Source organism: Pseudomonas cremoris (genome assembly GCF_014230465.1).
In genome coordinates this window covers 73,844-90,525 of the sequence record NZ_JAAXCY010000001.1, presented here as the reverse complement: position 1 = coordinate 90,525, position 16,682 = coordinate 73,844, and the positions used below count along the sequence as shown (strand labels likewise).

General features: G+C 56.4%; 15 protein-coding genes. 14 read left to right on the top strand and 1 reads right to left on the bottom strand.

From position 1 onward, the window contains the following. Window positions 1-86: 86 nt before the first annotated feature. Complete coding sequence (locus tag HF257_RS00375) at window positions 87-1,034, bottom strand: LysR substrate-binding domain-containing protein (RefSeq protein WP_185704187.1); 948 nt, start codon at window positions 1,032-1,034, stop codon at window positions 87-89. A 438-nt stretch (window positions 1,035-1,472) separates the two neighbouring features. Here HF257_RS00375 and HF257_RS00370 point away from each other — a divergent pair, with 438 nt between their 5' ends. The 14 genes from HF257_RS00370 (at window position 1,473) to HF257_RS00305 (ending at window position 16,653) form a co-directional block, all read left to right on the top strand. After that, window positions 1,473-3,086, top strand: a complete 1,614-nt coding sequence (locus HF257_RS00370; protein WP_185704190.1) for a rhodanese-like domain-containing protein — start codon at window positions 1,473-1,475, stop codon at window positions 3,084-3,086. 128 nt (window positions 3,087-3,214) lie between these two features. Beyond that, window positions 3,215-4,018, top strand: coding sequence for a MetQ/NlpA family ABC transporter substrate-binding protein (locus HF257_RS00365; RefSeq protein ID WP_185704192.1), 804 nt, complete (start codon window positions 3,215-3,217; stop codon window positions 4,016-4,018). Window positions 4,019-4,110: 92 nt separating this feature from the next. After that, on the top strand, window positions 4,111-5,505 hold the full coding sequence (locus HF257_RS00360; RefSeq protein WP_185704194.1) for an LLM class flavin-dependent oxidoreductase: 1,395 nt from the start codon (window positions 4,111-4,113) through the stop codon (window positions 5,503-5,505). Window positions 5,506-5,612: 107 nt separating this feature from the next. After that, window positions 5,613-6,659 carry a methionine ABC transporter ATP-binding protein gene (locus HF257_RS00355; RefSeq protein WP_185704378.1) on the top strand — a complete coding sequence of 349 codons (1,047 nt, stop codon included), beginning with the start codon at window positions 5,613-5,615 and terminating at the stop codon, window positions 6,657-6,659. Next, window positions 6,649-7,308 carry a methionine ABC transporter permease gene (locus HF257_RS00350; protein WP_408635588.1) on the top strand — a complete coding sequence of 220 codons (660 nt, stop codon included), beginning with the start codon at window positions 6,649-6,651 and terminating at the stop codon, window positions 7,306-7,308. The genes HF257_RS00355 and HF257_RS00350 overlap by 11 nt, the downstream gene beginning before the upstream one ends. Window positions 7,309-7,419: 111 nt before the next feature. Beyond that, window positions 7,420-8,673, top strand: a complete 1,254-nt coding sequence (locus HF257_RS00345) for an acyl-CoA dehydrogenase family protein (protein WP_185704198.1) — start codon at window positions 7,420-7,422, stop codon at window positions 8,671-8,673. Window positions 8,674-8,775: 102 nt separating this feature from the next. Continuing rightward, window positions 8,776-9,669: an ABC transporter substrate-binding protein gene (locus tag HF257_RS00340; RefSeq protein ID WP_185704201.1), complete on the top strand. Its 894-nt coding sequence runs from the start codon at window positions 8,776-8,778 to the stop codon at window positions 9,667-9,669. Window positions 9,670-9,703: 34 nt separating this feature from the next. Continuing rightward, complete coding sequence (locus HF257_RS00335; protein ID WP_198913446.1) at window positions 9,704-10,606, top strand: amino acid ABC transporter permease; 903 nt, start codon at window positions 9,704-9,706, stop codon at window positions 10,604-10,606. Continuing rightward, window positions 10,603-11,409: an amino acid ABC transporter ATP-binding protein gene (locus HF257_RS00330; protein ID WP_198913447.1), complete on the top strand. Its 807-nt coding sequence runs from the start codon at window positions 10,603-10,605 to the stop codon at window positions 11,407-11,409. Before HF257_RS00335 ends, HF257_RS00330 begins: the two co-directional genes overlap by 4 nt. Window positions 11,410-11,725: 316 nt before the next feature. Beyond that, window positions 11,726-13,165, top strand: coding sequence for an APC family permease (locus tag HF257_RS00325; RefSeq protein WP_185704203.1), 1,440 nt, complete (start codon window positions 11,726-11,728; stop codon window positions 13,163-13,165). A gap of 5 nt (window positions 13,166-13,170) precedes the next feature. Then, window positions 13,171-14,127 (top strand): agmatinase, encoded by a 957-nt coding sequence (gene speB, locus HF257_RS00320; RefSeq protein ID WP_185704205.1) that lies wholly within the window; start codon window positions 13,171-13,173, stop codon window positions 14,125-14,127. A gap of 13 nt (window positions 14,128-14,140) precedes the next feature. Next, on the top strand, window positions 14,141-14,971 hold the full coding sequence (locus HF257_RS00315; protein WP_185704208.1) for a polysaccharide deacetylase family protein: 831 nt from the start codon (window positions 14,141-14,143) through the stop codon (window positions 14,969-14,971). Window positions 14,972-14,980: 9 nt separating this feature from the next. Continuing rightward, the gene (locus HF257_RS00310; RefSeq protein ID WP_185704210.1) at window positions 14,981-15,904 is read left to right on the top strand and encodes an NAD-dependent epimerase/dehydratase family protein; all 924 of its coding nucleotides are present in this window, start codon (window positions 14,981-14,983) and stop codon (window positions 15,902-15,904) included. A 23-nt stretch (window positions 15,905-15,927) separates the two neighbouring features. Next, window positions 15,928-16,653: an SDR family NAD(P)-dependent oxidoreductase gene (locus HF257_RS00305; protein WP_185704213.1), complete on the top strand. Its 726-nt coding sequence runs from the start codon at window positions 15,928-15,930 to the stop codon at window positions 16,651-16,653. Window positions 16,654-16,682: the final 29 nt, after the last annotated feature.

Genomic DNA, 16,682 nt, shown 5'->3' with positions numbered 1-16,682 from the left:
CATGGTGCAGGACAGAGGAGCCCATGGATGGGCGATGTTCCAGCGATGGGGGGCGCTCGAGTTGCGAGTGAGCGCCAACAGGGCGATCAATATGAAACCAGTTCTGCGGGCATCGGCCGCATATGCTTGGGCAACTTGATCTCTTTTTTGCAGTGGTTCACAAATTCAGTCGTGAGGCGCGTAAGGTCTTTGTCTCTATTCCATGCCACCACGGTGCTCGACGCCACCAATGGATCGCTGAGCGACAGGGTGACGACCTTTTTACCGCTGGGGGTCTGAATCTGCTCGGGTAACGTCACCAGGGTAGACACGCCAAGTCCCTGCCCAACAAAGGCTGTGACGAGTTCAATCGACGGCACTTTATAGGCGATATTGGGCTGTAAGCCCGCGGCCTTGAACTGATCAAGGAAGTACTGATTGCTGGGCCAGATATCGAGCAAGATGAGCGGCTCGTCGGCGATCATCGCTAATGAAATTTCATCGTAAGAGGCCAGGCGATGATCGGCGGGCAGTACCGCGCGTGGATAAAGGTCTGGCAGCAGCGCGATGTATTTATGCGTGTCTCTTAACCCTGCCGAATAGGTCAACGCCAAGTCGTAGGCTCCGGACCTTAAACCGTCCGCTATTTTGTGTTGATGAACGACATGCAGCGCAATTTTGACCGCCGGGAAACGCTCTTTAAATGAAGCCAAGAGCTCCGGCAAATAGCAGGAAGCAATCGGGTCATAGCAGGCCAGTACAATTTCCCCGCTAATTTCTCCACTGTCGCCTTTCACCTGCTGTTCAAACTCTCGCGCATCGCGAAGTAAACTTATCGCGCGATCAAAGAAGCTGGAGCCTTCTGGAGTCAAAATCAACCCATTTGATTTATGGCGAATAAAAATCTGCAGGTTAAATCGACTTTCGAGGTCTTTGATGGCCGTTGAAATCGCTGGGTTAGAAATATTAAGGCGTCGAGAAGCCTCGGAGATGCTCCCACATTCAATGGTCGTGACGAGGTAGCGCAGTTGTTTAAGTGAGTAGTTAAACGCCATGACGGCCTCTTGGTGTTGCGGATACAAGCGCAATCCCCTGGGTTGACGGGATCAGCCCCTCGATGCTGTTGCCCTTTGAGTTGCTGCTCATGGCAGCAAGCAACGCCTGTGCAAAGCTGCGTGGCGTGGGTTACTCATTGTGGAAATAGTCATCAACGCGAGAACCGGTACACGAATTGCCCGCGATTATAGGAATTTCTCATATTTTATAGAAAGGCTGTTGAGAGCTATTTTTATTCCATAAAGGAATAAGTGGGCGCGGCAAAAAATGGGTGCTCCCTTCGATGCTTGGCCTGGGATACCTCGCCCTTCGGGCCGACGTTCCAGAGCGGCCCAACAGAATTTCCGATGCCTGAGAACAGAATATTCGAGTTGCTACGCAAGCGTTGTTCCCTATAAAAATGATCGACGATGAGTAGAACTTTCGGGCGACGTAATATGAAGCGGTTGCAAGTAATAAATTTCATTTCAGCCACTGATCTTCACCATGCGTTACTGCAGCGTTCCGAAATTGCAGTAATCGATGTGCGCGAAGCCAAGTTTTATGCTCAGGGCCATATCAATCTTTCTGCGCACGTTGCATTAAGCAGCCTTGAACCACAGTTGTTGACCACTGTGCCACGTCGAAGTGTTTCACTTATTGTTGTTGATGATAAGGGCGCAGTGGGAGGCACCGCCGAACGCGCGATAGAATTATTAAGCGCGCTGTCGTTCACTGATATACGTAAGCTCGAAGGTGGCCTCGGCGCATGGATTGAAAACGGCTGTCCGTTGGGCACGGGTTACAACACATTGGTTAAGACATTTTCGGACTTGGCCCATGCCCATTACGCAACGCCGACGATAACGCCCGAACAACTTCACGCGCGTCTGATTAGCGGGCAGCCCACCACGGTTATTGATTGCCGCCCCGAACAGGAATATCAAAAGACCACCGTGACCGGCGCCCATAACGTACCCGGCGTCGAACTTGCGCTTTACCATCTGAACCGGGTTGAGGCAGGGCACCTTTACGTCATTAGTTGCTTTAGCCGTACACGCGGTATTGTCGCGACCACCACACTGGCCCGTCTTAATGATGTGCCAAACGTGGTGTTCCTTGAAGACGGAATCATGGCTTCGTTTCTTCACGGGGTGCCCACGGGGCCTGGAGACTCCCGGTTGCTAGCACCGGGGCACATCGAGTCGGACCCGGTTTTGCGAGGCCACGCTGAAGGCATCATTCAGCGTCATGGTCTGAGCGTGATTGATCAGAGCCAATACAGTCGGTTCGTAGAAGAGCGAGACAGCAGAACACTCTACGTTTTCGATGTCCGCCCAGAGGCTTCCTACCTGGCCGGGCACCTTGAGCAGGCAGTGTCCGCGCCGGGCGGCCAATTGCTGATGACCTACGATGCGCAAGTACCGGTGCGCAATGCGCGGGTCGTGCTTGTAGACGATGCCCATTTAAAGCGCGCTGCGGTCAGCGCGTTCTGGCTATCACACTTCGACAACGCTGACATTCATGTACTTGCAGTGGGTTCGGAGGACTTCAACCTGGTCGGCGGGGCAAGCACCGTCGCCCTGCCGGAAAATCTTCAGTGGCTAACCTCTCAGGACGTCCATAAACGTCTCGACAGCTTCTGTGTGCTGGATGTTGGGCCGAGCTTGAATTACGAACAGGGGCATCTTCCCGGCGCGAAGTTTGTGTTGCGCCCCTCACTGTACGCATGGCTTGAAACCCAGCCACAGGGCCCATTCCTTTTCACTTCCCCCGACGGGGTCAATGCGGCCTATGCCGCGTCTGAATTCACACGGGCCTTCGGGATTGAAGCCTACGTGCTGGAGGGTGGAACCGAGGCCTGGCGCAAGGCGGGTCTTGCACTGGAAGTTGATGTCCAACCTCAACAGTTGATATCGCCTTTTGATGATGACTGGGGATCAACCATGCGCGCCAAAGTGAACCGCGAACAGATGTTCCGTAATTACCTGACGTGGGAGCGAAACCTGGGGCATGAGGTCCCCCAAGATGAAACGGTTAAATTTCTTTGGCCCTCCGTATCGAATAACTAATCGCCTCATTGCTCCAGGTAAGTTGGTGATTGGCCACGGTATAACAAGCAGTATTTAACACTTGCCTAATAGCGCGACGTCATGCCTGTAACGTCGATGCTTAACTTTATAATCAAAGGTATTCAACTATGATTTCTCGTCGCACACTTGGCGCGTTTGTCTTGGCTGCCAGTCTTGGTGGTCTGGCGATAAGCGGCGTTACCAGCGCTGAAGAAAAGCCATTAAAGATTGGCCTGGCAGCGAGCCCGGCGAACGAAGCTGTTCGTTATGCCGCACAACTTGCCGAACAGAAAGGCCTGCATGTCAAACTCTATGAGTTTACTGATTGGGTCACGCCTAACCGCGCGCTGGCCAATGGTGACGTCGATGTCAACTACTTCCAACACCTCCCGTTTCTTGAGAATGCGCAAAAAGCCAATGGCTGGAAGTTCTCCGCGGTTGCGCCCGGTTATATCAGTTGGCTCGGTGCTTATACGGAAAAACTTAAGTCGATTAACGATCTGAAGGACGGTGCGAAAATTTCGTTCGCCAATGACCCCGTCAACACCGGCCGCTCCTTGCTGTTCCTGCAATCTTTAGGCTTGGTCAAACTCAAGGAAGGCGCCAGCTACGACGCGACTTGGCAAGACGTCGTCGAGAACCCCAAGAAGCTTAAATTTATTCAGGTCGAGGCGCAGCAGGTCGTCCGCTCGCTCCCAGACGTGGACGTCGGGCTGACATTTGCCTCCTTCGTCAAACTGGCGGGCAAGGACCCTGCCGATGCGCTGGTGTTCGAGAAGCCAGACAACCTCTATGCGATCCATTGGGTCGCGCGTGCAGAAGATGCCAACGACCCGCGCATCGCCGAGTTCATCAATATCTACAACACCGCGCCCGATGTGAAAAAGATCCTGACTGACCTGTACAGCGGGCAAGTCGGGTTTTCCTGGTAAATGCAGTTGCGAAGTATCAGTGGTTGTTTGGGTCATACGGAATCACACCGATATTGGCCCGTACCACTGGCGTTCAATCGTTGGAGTACGTCATGCAATCAGGTAAAAAATTACTGCTCAACGCGTTCAACATGAACAGCGTTGGCCATATTTCCCATGGCATGTGGACGCACCCGCAAGACCAGTCGCCGAGTTATTCGAGTCTGGAATATTGGGTCTCACTGGCAAAAACACTCGAGCGCGGCAAGTTCGACGGGCTGTTTTTAGCCGACGTTATTGGCACTAACGATGTGTTTGGTGGGTCGCCAGATGCTGCGTTGCACGGGGCGGTGCAAGTACCGATTAATGATCCCATTATCCCTATTTCGGCAATGGCCTATGCAACCCAGCACCTCAGCTTCAACGTCACGGCCAACCTGACCTATGAAAAACCCTACCTGCTGGCCAGACGCTTTTCCACGCTCGACCACCTAACCAACGGCCGTATTGGTTGGAATATCGTGACCGGTTATCTGGACAGCGCGGCACGTGCGATGGGCCTGACGGAACAGATTCGACATGACAATCGCTATGACATGGCCGATGACTACCTGGATCTCGTTTACAAACTGTGGGAAGGCAGCTGGGAAGACGACGCTGTAGAGCGCGACCGCAAGACCGGGCGATTCACCGATCCTCAAAAGGTGCACCGCGTCAGGCACAACGGCCCGTTCTATCAACTGGACGCTATTCATCTGTGCGAACCATCGCCCCAGCGCACCCCGGTGCTGTTTCAGGCGGGTACCTCATCGCGTGGTCGTGACTTCGCGGCGCGACATGCAGAGTGCATCTTCATGTCGTCGAATAACCAAAACGTCGGCGTGACGAAGAGCATCGTTGACGATTTGCGACGCCGGGCAGTGGCCAACGGACGGGCTGCCGACGACATCAAGATCTTCGTCGGCGTGGTTGTGGTCGTGGACAAAACCGAGGCTGGCGCCCAGGAAAAGCTTTTGGAGTTCCAACAGTACGCCAGTGCGGCAGGCGGTTTGACGCACTTTAGTGCCTCGATTGGGGAAGACCTTTCCCGCTATGCGCTCGATGAGCCGATCACACTCCAGAGCACGCAAGCCATGGGCGCAATACTCGATTCGATCACTCGCTACAACCCCGGCGCCCCTTGGACTGTGCGGCGACTGCTAGAGCAAATGAAGCTCGGCTCGCGCAATCTGCCCCTCGTCGGTTCAGGCTCCCAGGTGGCTGATCAGTTAGCAGCTTTCGCACGAGAAACAGGTATCGATGGCTTTAACCTCATGCGTGTTGTGACCCCCCAAAGCTATGACGATTTCGTCGACCTTGTAGTCCCGGAGTTGCAACAACGCGGGGTCTATAAGACCGACTATGCCGACGGCACGCTGCGCGAAAAATTGTTCGGAAAGCATGCCGCGCATCTTTCGCATCGCCACTACGGCAGACAGTTTCGTTATGCGCCTGAGGGCAATAACTGATGGCAAGCGACTTTGCAAACGGCCACTTCGCTGCACGGGCCGGATTGCCGACGATCACCTCTCAGCCTTGTTCCGCAGCCAGCGCTCGCATCCCTCCAGAAGTCAGCATGACGTTTGTGGACATCAGCAAACGCTATGCGACGCCGTCGGGTGAGGTGAATGCCTTGGCCAACATCAATCTCTCGATCAAAAGAGCTGAAGTGTTCGGCTTTATCGGGCGCAGCGGCGCGGGTAAGTCGACGCTGATCAGGCTGATCAATCTGCTGGAGAAGCCCACACGCGGCACGATCACCGTAAATGGCACATCTACCCAAAACCTCGCAGGCGAAGGCCTGGTGCAGTTGCGTCGAGGCATTGGAATGATTTTCCAGCATTTCAACCTGATGTCGGCGAAGACCGTTGCACACAACATCGCGTTGCCACTGATCATGGCCGGCGTTCCAAAACCTCAAATCGACGCCAAAGTCACCGAGTTGTTGGCGTTGGTCGGGCTGTCGGAAAAACGCGACGCGTATCCGGCGCAACTGTCGGGCGGGCAAAAGCAACGGGTGGGCATAGCCCGCGCACTGGTGCATGACCCTCAGATACTGCTTTGCGATGAAGCAACCTCGGCGCTAGATCCGGAGAACACCCGTTCCATCCTTGAACTGCTGCGCGAGATCAACCGGCGCAATGGAATCACCGTCGTCCTTATCACGCATGAGATGGCGGTGATTCGCCAGATTTGCGACCGCGTCGCGGTGCTTGATCATGGTGAGATCGTGGAGTCTGGCGATGTATGGAAGGTTTTCGGCAGCCCTCAGCACGCGGTGACGAAATCGTTGCTGGGGCAACTCGACCACGCCATTCCCGATGACTTGGTTGCCCACCTCAGGCCCGGCTATCCGACCGGTGAAGGCACCTTGCTGATTCGCGCAACGCTGCGCCCCGACACTCCCGGCGCGCCCGATCTGCAGGCGGTTTTTCAGGTGATCAACGGGCCGCTCAAGTTGCTGGACAGTGCGGTTGATCGAATCAGCGGCCATTCGTTTGGACGGCTGTTGGTGTGCGCACCTTCGCGGGAAAACGCCCTCGAAGACATTGAACGGCGACTCAGCGCGCTTCCCTATACCGTTGATGTCGAGGTGCTTGGCCATGTTACAACTGACGTTTGATGCGCTGATCGAGATGATATTCAGCGCCGCTTGGGAAACACTCCAAATGGTCGCCGTGGCCGGCCTGCTGACACTGCTGTTCGGTTTGCCGATTGCGCTATTGCTGATCGTCACCGGTCGCGGCGGCGTGTGCGAGGCGCCAGGCCTGCACCGAATTGTCGGCTGGACCGTCAACGCCTTTCGATCAACCCCGTTCATCATTTTGCTGGTCGCACTGATTCCGGTCACGCGGTTGTTGGTTGGCACGTCGATAGGCCTATGGGCTGCAGTTGTGCCTATCACCGTGGCCGCCACGCCGTATTTTGCGCGCATCGCCGAAGTGGGGCTGCGGGAGATCGACCCCGGTCTCATCGAAGCCGCAGAAGCCATGGGTGCGCGCAACTGGCAGATCGTATGGCATGTGCTCTTGCCCGAGGGCCTGCCGGCAATTATTGGCGGATTTACGGTGACCCTGGTGTCGGTCACGGGCATGTCGGCCATGGCTGGAGTGGTCGGCGGCGGTGGCCTTGGTGACCTGGCCATTCGGTACGGCTATCAGCGATTCGACACGACCGTGATGGTCAGCGTCATCGTCATCCTGATCGCCATGGTGAGCACCATCCAATACGCCGGTAACCGGTTATCCAGCGCACTTAATCACCGTCACTAACCCTCACTACTCGCACGTGCGTGGGCACACCTTTGTCCCCTCGGCGGCCCAACATCGCTTGCTTTATAGATGCAACGTCAAGTGTGTACAACTCCGTTAAGGATGCTATCAATGACCGCTACAAAACATAAATACACCACCCACGAACTGCTTGCGATATTCAAGCCCATCTTTGAAAAAATACGCACGGATGCCTCATCGCGAGAGCGCAGTCGGACATTGCTTTTCGAACAAATTGGCTGGTTGCGAGATGCACGCTTTGGCGCACTAAGAGTTCCTGTAAGCCAAGGAGGGTACGGTGCATCAATCGTTCAGCTATTTGAAGTGCTCATTGAGTTGGCTGCTGCCGACTCCAACATTCCTCAAGCGTTGAGGCTGCACTTCTCTCGGGTCGAGCGTTTGATGGTTGGCAATGAACTCGACAAACAAAAAGTGTGGATTGAACGCGTTGCACGCGGAGAGCTCTTTGGAAACGCCACTACAGAGCCACCTGGAACACCGATAGGGGAAATTCGCACCCAGGTTCTTCCTCATGCTGATGGAAACTTTCGACTGAATGGGAAAAAGGCCTACGGGACCGGAAGCTTGTATGCGCAGTGGATCCCGGTGATTGGGGTCGACGAGCAGGGCAACCGCGTGATCATTACCGTTCCTGCAGAAAGAAAAGGCGTCACTTTGCTCGATGATTGGGATGGGTTTGGGCAACGTCTGACGGCCACTGGATCGTCGATTTTCGAGGATGTGGTGGTCTATGCCGACGAAATTTCAGCGCATATCAAAAAAACGCTGAGGGCCGGCAGTGGTTTTGCACAATTAGTACACCTTGCAACCATTGCCGGGGTAGCGCGGGCGATTGCGCGTGATGTGTCTGAAAAGGTCGCGGCACGCCAGCGGGTTTACTACACAGGCCCGGGCGGCTTGCCACGCCACGATCCGATTATTCAAATGCAAGTGGGCAAGATCGGCGCAGTCGCAAGCTCGGCTCGCGCCATTGTGCTGGGAGCTGCTCAGGCGCTTCAGGATGCCTGGCATATCTGGAACGTAGAAGGCGAAGACTCAGCCGCCACCGACGAGGCTTATGTTAAAGCCGACATCGAAATTTCATCTGCTCAAGTGACCTTAATCCCGCTGGTTCTTACTGCGGCTACGGAGCTCTTTGACACGCTCGGTGCGACTGCGATCGACGTGAAAGGGGGGTTGGACCGGCATTGGCGAAACGCCCGCGCCCTGTCATCGCATAACCCTCATCTTTATAAAGCCAGAGTGATCGGTGATTACCTTTTGAATGAAGAACTGCCGCCTATTTTTGTCGCTGGCGACGATGTGGGGGTAATCGCTGATCCGGCAGTTGCAGCATCACGTTGAATGGCAAGAAGTCACTGTCGATAACGCTGGAACGTGCGACTGAAAACACTCGCCAACTATAAACACGTGGCGCGGGAGAGCCTGCGCCACCAGGAAAGAATCATGAACATAATGAATTCGCATTGCTTTGCATCGTTTGCAAAAAAAATCGTCGTTTCGTCAGCCCTTATTGGCTCACTGGGTGTTTCACTGGGGGCTGCAGCGAGCACAGAGCCGTTGAGTACATTGTTGCCAATCGATATTAGAAACTCGAAAGTTATTAATGTGGTCACGGAGGCCAAGTGGCCGCCCTTTACGTTCGTGGGAGAAGACGGAAAGACATTCGAAGGCTTCGAAGTCGACATCCTTAAAGCCATCGGCGACACACTGGGCGTGGACATCAAGGAAACATCGATTGATTTCGCGGGCATGATCCCAGGCGTTCAGGCCAAGCGTTACGACATCGCCATGATGGCTGTCTCAGAAACCCCAGAGCGCCGCAAGACGCTGAGCTTTGTTGATTATGCCTACCTCACGATGGGGGCGTTCACGTTGGTCGACAACCCAGGCACGGAGGTGGAGCTGAGTGCTCTTTGCAATAAGACGGTGGGTGTGCAGTCAGGTACTAACTTTGTGGATTTTGTAGAACAGGATTTCTCGACGTACTGCAAATCCCTTGGCAAAGACGTGCCTAAAAAACTGGAGTTCGCGTCGGCCGATGCCGTCTATTTGTCGCTCTATTCGGGGCGTGCGGATTTCATCGTCGCCGCGACCTCCATTGCCGGCGATATCAGTGCAAAAGCCCCGCGTCCGGTTCGTGTTGTCACGGGTGAGGTCTTTCCTAAGAACCTGATTGGTATTGCGTACCTGAAGGAAAATACGCAACTGGGCGAGGCGCTTCTGGCCGGCCTTAAAGCCATCCAGGCCGATGGGACTTACGACAGGATTTTGAAAAAGTGGAACGTCGAAACCATGAGTTTGCCCGCGCCAGGTATCAACCTCGGCGCACTGCAGTAACAAGGGGCAACATCGTGTTGGGAGACGCAAAGGTATGAGCGCGGGTGAGTTGAAAACCAGGCTGAAAGACGATCCGTTCGCGGCGAGTATCCAGCCGCGAGCGAGTCTGGACGATGTGGTCTACGTGCCGGCTCGTCGTTATGGGCAATGGGCGTTGATTGTCGTCATGTTGGTTGTACTGGGGACGGTCGCTTGGGCGGTCGTCTCAAATCCGAAGATGTCCTGGGATATTGTCGGGCAGTATGTGTTTCATCCGGCGATCTTGAACGGGCTTGTCCTCACGTGTTGGCTGACGGTTGTCACGACTTTTCTGGGGCTTATTGTTGGTGTAGTGCTTGCGGTTATGCGCATGTCTCCAAATATCTTTGTTTCAGGCATGTCGGGTTTATATGTCTGGTTTTTCAGGGGGACGCCTCTGCTGGTACAGCTAATAATGCTCTACAACCTGGCGTCGCTGTTTCCCACATTGTCGGTCAGCATTCCGTTTGGCCCTACATTGTTCAGCGCCAATACAAACGCCGTTATCACGCCTTATGTCGCAGCGATATTAGGTTTATGCCTGCACGAGGCTGCCTATATGGCAGAGATTGTGCGAGGAGGTTTGCTCTCGTTCGACAAGGGCCAACGACACGCCGCGGACGCACTGGGCATGACCACGTCGCAGAAGTTTGTGCACATCGTGCTACCGCAGGTCATGCCCTCGATTATTCCTCCCATAGGCAATCAACTGATCGGCATGCTCAAGATGACCTCGTTGGTCAGCGTTATCGCGCTCTCGGACCTGCTCTATTCCGTGCAACTGATCTATTCACGAAACTACCAGACTCTTCCACTGCTCCTGGTTGCTTGTTTTTGGTACTTGGTCGCAACGACGGCTTTGTCCGGCGTGCAGCGGCTGGTTGAAAGCCGGTTTGGTAAAGGGCTCGGAGCAAGATGAAAACGTCCAATGAACGTGCGGGCTTTGCGCCTGTGACTCGGTGTGATCCGCCGGTGCTGTGTGCTGAGCGCATTTATAAACGGTATGGGAATACCGAAGTTTTGAAAGGCATTAGTTTGACCGTTGAGCGTGGCGACGTGCTTTGCTTGATCGGCCCTTCGGGCTCAGGTAAATCAACATTTCTGCGTTGTATCAACCAGCTTGAAACGCCGGACAGCGGGTTTATCCATGTTGACGGGGAGCTTGTTGGCTACACGCGCAAAGGCAATCGTTTTTATGGCCTTAAGCCTCGTGCCATTGCTCGACAGCGTGAAAAGACGGGCATGGTGTTTCAGAATTTCAACGTGTTCGGTCACTTGACGGTGCTTGAGAACCTTATAAAGGCTCCGATGCTTGTGCAGCGAAAAAGTAGAGCGGAGGCGACCGAGACTGCGCTCGCTCTTTTGAAACGTGTAGGGCTCGCCGAAAAAGTTGATGCGTATCCTCATCTTCTTTCCGGCGGGCAACAGCAGCGCGTAGCTATTGCACGAGCCCTTGCAATGAAGCCTTCGCTGATGCTTTTTGATGAGCCCACAAGCGCTCTGGACCCAGAGTTGGTAGGGGAAGTTTTAGCTGTTATGCGTGATCTTGCGGCCGAAGGGATGACCATGATTGTTGTGACCCACGAATTGCGGTTTGCGCAGGAAGTGGCTACCCAGGTTGCCTTCATGGACCAAGGTGTCATCGTCGAGGCTGGAACGCCCAGCGAAGTACTGTTGCATCCCAAGCAAGCGCGTACTCAAGCGTTCGTCGCGCGAACTTAGGATCATTTGTGAACCTGGCCAGGTGGTGTTTGGCATTGAACTGACAGAATGTGCTCAGTCCTTCCCAGCCCTTCACTTAATGACTCAGCCCAATCTGAAAGGATTGGGCTTTTTTATGCCTGGAAAATACCTGCGCATTGCATCCATGCAGATTTACGCAAGTCAGCTTTCGTCTTTGGTAATTGGTCTCCCCCCGCCATCCCCCTATCTTGAACCGGCGATAACACTCGGCAACGATCGGGTGTTGCTCAAGCGCTCAGTCCTACAAAAAGCATTTTTCGCTACCTGCCCATAAAAAACGAGCCTGGGATCAATCATGAAACTCTACGAGCTTTTCGGTTACGACCGTCACGGTACCGTCAGCGAACTCAATACGGCACTCAGCAAGGGAAAACTGGGGACCAAGGACGTCAGCTTTTCCGCACTGGGTTTCAACGCACCGGCCTGGGTGGCCGCGTCTTCGATGTCGATCCTCTATTCGATTTCCGGCCATCAGGCTCCCCTGGCGATATTGATTGCGTTCTTTTTTCCGATGTTGGTGCTGGCCGTGTGCATGGTTTCGTTGACACGCCAGGCACCGTCGGCAGGGGGCATCTTTACCTTTTGTTCGCGTTTCCTGCACCCGGATATCGGCTGCATCCTCGGCTGGACCTACGCGGTGGCCTGCATCGCGGTAACGCCGATGTGCGCGCTGATTGGTTCCGAATACATCCAGGCGCTGATTCCCTCGCTTGCGGGTGAACTCAACGCGAAGATCATCGGCACGCTGTTGATCGTGACGTTCTTTGCGGTGTCGGTGCGCGGGGTTGGGGTGACGGCGAAACTTGCCAGTACCTTTCTGATTTTCGAAATCGCCGTGGTCGCAGGGCTCGGCTTCATGGGCTTGATCCATCCCCAGGTCGAGAACCTGTCGTTTGCCTCGATGTATTCCCTGCAAGACGCGGGTGGCTTGGCGGCGATTGGTCCGGGCGTGCTGTTTGGGGTGTGGATGCTGGCGAACTTCGATTCAGCCATCAACTACATCGAAGAGGCGCGCGTGCCGGTGCGCACGGTGCAGCGTTCGTTGCTGATCGTGCTGACGTCGGCGTTTGTGATCTACAGCCTGGCGGCCATCGGCTGGCAATACGCGGTACCGGTAGAGCACTTGGCGTCCATTGTTGAAAACGGCAACGGTGGGCCGATCGCGGCGGTCGCCAATGTCTACCTGCCGCCGGCCATGGCCTGGCTGGCGCTGTTTGTGGTGATTACTTCGGCCTGTGCCGGCTTGCAGATTTCCTCCAACTCATCGGCGCGCACCCTGTATCGGATGAGTGAGGAGGGGCATTTACCCGGCGCGTTCAGCGCGGTCAATCGCTTCAAGGCGCCGTGGTTCACCCTGGGCCTGGTATCGCTGCTCGGCATCGCGCTGCTCTGGTGGAAGCCCTTGGACAAGATCGTCTGGTACTACGACGTGGTCACCATCACTCTGGTGCTGTCCTACATCTCGGCGCTGGCAGCGTTCATGGTCATGACCTGGAAGCAGCACAAGGCGTTCACCGCAACACTGCTGTCGATCCCCGCACTGCTGGCGCTCTTGGTGCTCGCCTACATCGGCTACACCGCCGGTGCCAACCCGGTTTCCCCTGACGATCTGTACACCGCCTGGTACTTGGGCGCGCTGTCGCTGTTGAGTGGCGCGCTCATCGTGCTCTCGGGCAAGCGTCGTCGCAAAGCTGCCTCTTTTACCGTCAACACATCCGCGTTTACCCAGGAGTAATACCGATGCCCCAAGATTTTCCGCAACCCATGGACGCCGCGGTCATCCCCCGGTTTGCCGGTATCCCGAGCTTTATGCGCCTGCCGATATTCTCCAACCCGGCCGACGTGCAGATAGCCTTGCTGGGGATCCCTTGGGACGGTGGCACCACCAACCGCGCCGGTGCCCGGCATGGCCCTCGAGAGGTGCGCAACCAGTCGAGCATGATGCGCAAGGTTCACCACGTCAGTCACATCGCCCCCTACGACCTGGTGCGGGTCGGCGACCTGGGCGATGCCCCCGTCAACCCGATTGACCTGCTCGATTCGCTCAAGCGCATCGAAGGGTTTTATCGAGAGGTCCATGAGGCCGGTACCGTGCCGCTGTCCGTGGGGGGGGATCACTTGGTGACGTTGCCGATCTTTCGCGCGATTGCCCGGGACCGGCCTGTCGGCATGGTGCATTTCGATGCTCACTCCGACACCAACGACCGTTACTTCGGCGACAACCTTTATACCCACGGCACGCCGTTTCGCCGGGCCATCGAGGAGGGGCTGCTAGACCCTAAACGCACGGTGCAGATTGGTATTCGCGGTTCAATCTATTCGGCAGAAGACGAAGACTTCGCCAAGGACTGCGGTATCCGCGTGATCCACATGGAGGAGTTCGCCGACATCGGCGTGGCCGCAACCATTGCCGAGGCGCGCCGTATCGTCGGTGATGAGCCGACCTATATCACCTTCGATGTCGATGTGTTGGACCCGGCATTTGCCCCGGGCACCGGCACCCCCGAGATAGGCGGCATCACCACGTTGCAGGCGCAGCAACTGATCCGTGGCCTGCAGGGCTTGAACCTGGTGGGCGCCGATGTGGTGGAAGTGTCGCCGCCCTTCGACGTGGGCGGGGCCACGGCGTTAGTGGGCGCAACCATGATGTTCGAGTTGCTGTGCATTCTTGCCGACTCAATCAAGCGTCGCTCGTGAAGGAGCCGAATGAATGACTCACTGGCCTGACAACAAACGCTTTGCCGTGACCTTGAGTTTTGACCTGGATGCAGAAAGTGCCTGGGAACCGTCCAGCCTCGGCGGCCGCCGGCTTTCACTGCTGTCGATGGGGGCCTACGGACGCCGCGTTGGCGTGCCGCGCTTGCTGGAGTTGCTGGCCCGCTACGGTGTTCGGGCGCAGTTCTACATTCCTGCCCGCGTGGCCGAAATCGACCCGCAGGTGGTACGCAACATTGCCGCAGCGGGCCATGGCATAGGTTGCCACGGCTACTTCCATGAGCGTGTCGACGAACAGACGCCGGAGCAAAACCTGCAGATTCTCAAGGACGCCAAGGCGTTGCTCGAAGCGCTCATCAACCGGCCAGTCACTCACTACCGCGCACCGCTGTGGGAGTTGACGCCGGACGTTGTTGAATCGCTGATTGCCTTGGGCTTTCACAGCGACAGCAGCTTGATGGGCGATGACCGGCCGTACCGCGTCGGCAGCGCTGGCAAGGGCCTGCTAGAGCTGCCCGTCAGTTGGTTGCTCGATGACTGGGAGCAGTTTGCCTATTCGGCAGAGCCTGCGGTTGGCAGCGTGATCGAAGACCCGGACAAGGTCTTTCGACTGTGGTCGACGGAACTGGAAGGCATGCGTCACTACGGCAGCCATTTCATCCTGACCATGCACCCGCAATTGATCGGGCGCGCCTCGCGTATCGCCATGCTGGAGCGGCTGATCCAGCAGATTCAAGGCTATGACGATGCCTGGATCTGCACGCCTGACGACGTCTATTCACACTGGCAGGCGGGCGGTTTGGCCATGCCGCTGCATCCTTACTGAGGACAGGTCATGAATATATTGGTAACCGGAGCCAACGGGTTTCTAGGCCAGGAAGTGGTGCGCCAGCTATTGGCTCAGGGCAATGAAGTGGTGGGTTATGACCGCAGCCTGGTGTGCGCGATCGAGCACGCTGCGTATCGTTACGTGCAAGGCGACCTAGCCGACCTGGCCAGTTTGCTGGAAAGCTGCCGCAGCCGGCCGATCAGCGCGATCATCCACACGGCGGCGATCTCGCACCCGGTGGACTCGCGGCGTATCCCCTTGCAAACGGTGCTGACCAATGCACTGGGCACCACCCATGTGTTTGAGTGCGCCCGGCTTAGCGGTATCTCCCGAGTGGTCAACCTCAGCTCCGAATGCGCCTACGGCCCCAATCGGGACATGGGTGTAATCGATGAGCGCGCACCGCTTGAGCCGACCACGCCGTATGGCTGTACCAAGGTGTTTACCGAAAAACTCGGCCAGGTCTACAGCGACCTGTATCAAGTCAGCGTGGTGTCGTTGCGCCCGGGCTGGATCTACGGGCCTGGCCAGTTCATGCAGTGCTACCTCAAGAGCATGCTCAGGAGTGCGATCGATAACGCGCCGTGGCATGAGGAGGAGGGCGGCGACTACCGCTTTCAATACGTGCATGTGGTGGATGTCGCCCACGCGTGTGTGCTGGCGGCCAGCGTGCAGGAAGAACGCTTGCAACAGCGGGTGTTCAATGTGACGGCCGGTGAGCAGGACAGTTACAGGTCGGTCGCGGCGCGCATTCGCAAGGTCTATCCCCATGCCCAGCTCAGCATCGGCCCCGGCACCTTGGGCGTGCTGGATGAAAACGCGCGCTTCGACATCACGGCGGCGGGCGAACAACTGGGCTACCGCCCGCAGTTCGATCTGCACGAAGGCATTGCCATGTATGCGCAGTGGCTGGAACAGCATCCTTACTAATGATCTGAAGGCCAAGGTGATTGATGAAAACCTATCTGGTAACCGGCGCTGCCCAAGGCATTGGCCGTGCGGTCGCGGTCGCGCTCGGCGAACAAGGCAGCCTCGCCGTTCTCAACGATTTGCACGAGAGCCCGGCCCTGCTGGGCCTGGCCGATGAACTGAAGGAAAAAGGTGTGCACGTGCGCTTGGCACTGGGTGATGTGTCGGATCCAGCAACCGCGGAGCGCGCCTTTGCCGGCCTCGAACGCTTGGATGTACTGGTCAACAATGCCGGGTTCTTGCAGGAGTCGCCGCTGAGCGAGATGAGCTTTGAGGCGTGGGACCGGATGATCCGTGTGCATCTCTACGGGGCGTTCCTGTTCTGCAAGCCGGCAGCGGCGCTGATGACACTCCAGGGCAGTGGCGCCATCGTCAATATCGCTTCAGACCTTGGGCAACTCGGGTGCGCGAATCTCTGCCATTATTCCGCTGCCAAAGGCGCAATCATTGCGTTGACCAAGTCGTTGGCGCGAGAGTTGGCGGCCCATGGCATACGGGTCAACGGCGTGGCCCCTGGCGGCACGCTGACGCCGATGGTCGAACGCCTGGGCGAGGCTTATATTCGTGAAGAAGCGCTGCGTTACCCCATGCAGAGGCTGGGAACGGCGCAAGAGATTGCGGCTGCGGTGATCTTTCTCGCCTCGCAGCAGGCCAGTTTCATGACCGGGCAGATACTCGGCGTCAACGGCGGCGGCGTCATGAGCGGCTGATGAGTTGGCCCCACCACACGAGGAGCAGG

Bases quoted from the DNA above. Each gene is read 5' to 3' on its own strand.
- HF257_RS00375 (WP_185704187.1), bottom strand. From the start codon at position 1,034: ATGGCGTTTAACTACTCACTTAAACAACTGCGCTACCTCGTCACGACC.
- HF257_RS00370 (WP_185704190.1), top strand. From the start codon at position 1,473: ATGAAGCGGTTGCAAGTAATAAATTTCATTTCAGCCACTGATCTTCAC.
- HF257_RS00365 (WP_185704192.1), top strand. From the start codon at position 3,215: ATGATTTCTCGTCGCACACTTGGCGCGTTTGTCTTGGCTGCCAGTCTT.
- HF257_RS00360 (WP_185704194.1), top strand. From the start codon at position 4,111: ATGCAATCAGGTAAAAAATTACTGCTCAACGCGTTCAACATGAACAGC.
- HF257_RS00355 (WP_185704378.1), top strand. From the start codon at position 5,613: ATGACGTTTGTGGACATCAGCAAACGCTATGCGACGCCGTCGGGTGAG.
- HF257_RS00345 (WP_185704198.1), top strand. From the start codon at position 7,420: ATGACCGCTACAAAACATAAATACACCACCCACGAACTGCTTGCGATA.
- HF257_RS00340 (WP_185704201.1), top strand. From the start codon at position 8,776: ATGAACATAATGAATTCGCATTGCTTTGCATCGTTTGCAAAAAAAATC.
- HF257_RS00335 (WP_198913446.1), top strand. From the start codon at position 9,704: ATGAGCGCGGGTGAGTTGAAAACCAGGCTGAAAGACGATCCGTTCGCG.
- HF257_RS00330 (WP_198913447.1), top strand. From the start codon at position 10,603: ATGAAAACGTCCAATGAACGTGCGGGCTTTGCGCCTGTGACTCGGTGT.
- HF257_RS00325 (WP_185704203.1), top strand. From the start codon at position 11,726: ATGAAACTCTACGAGCTTTTCGGTTACGACCGTCACGGTACCGTCAGC.
- speB (WP_185704205.1), top strand. From the start codon at position 13,171: ATGCCCCAAGATTTTCCGCAACCCATGGACGCCGCGGTCATCCCCCGG.
- HF257_RS00315 (WP_185704208.1), top strand. From the start codon at position 14,141: ATGACTCACTGGCCTGACAACAAACGCTTTGCCGTGACCTTGAGTTTT.
- HF257_RS00310 (WP_185704210.1), top strand. From the start codon at position 14,981: ATGAATATATTGGTAACCGGAGCCAACGGGTTTCTAGGCCAGGAAGTG.
- HF257_RS00305 (WP_185704213.1), top strand. From the start codon at position 15,928: ATGAAAACCTATCTGGTAACCGGCGCTGCCCAAGGCATTGGCCGTGCG.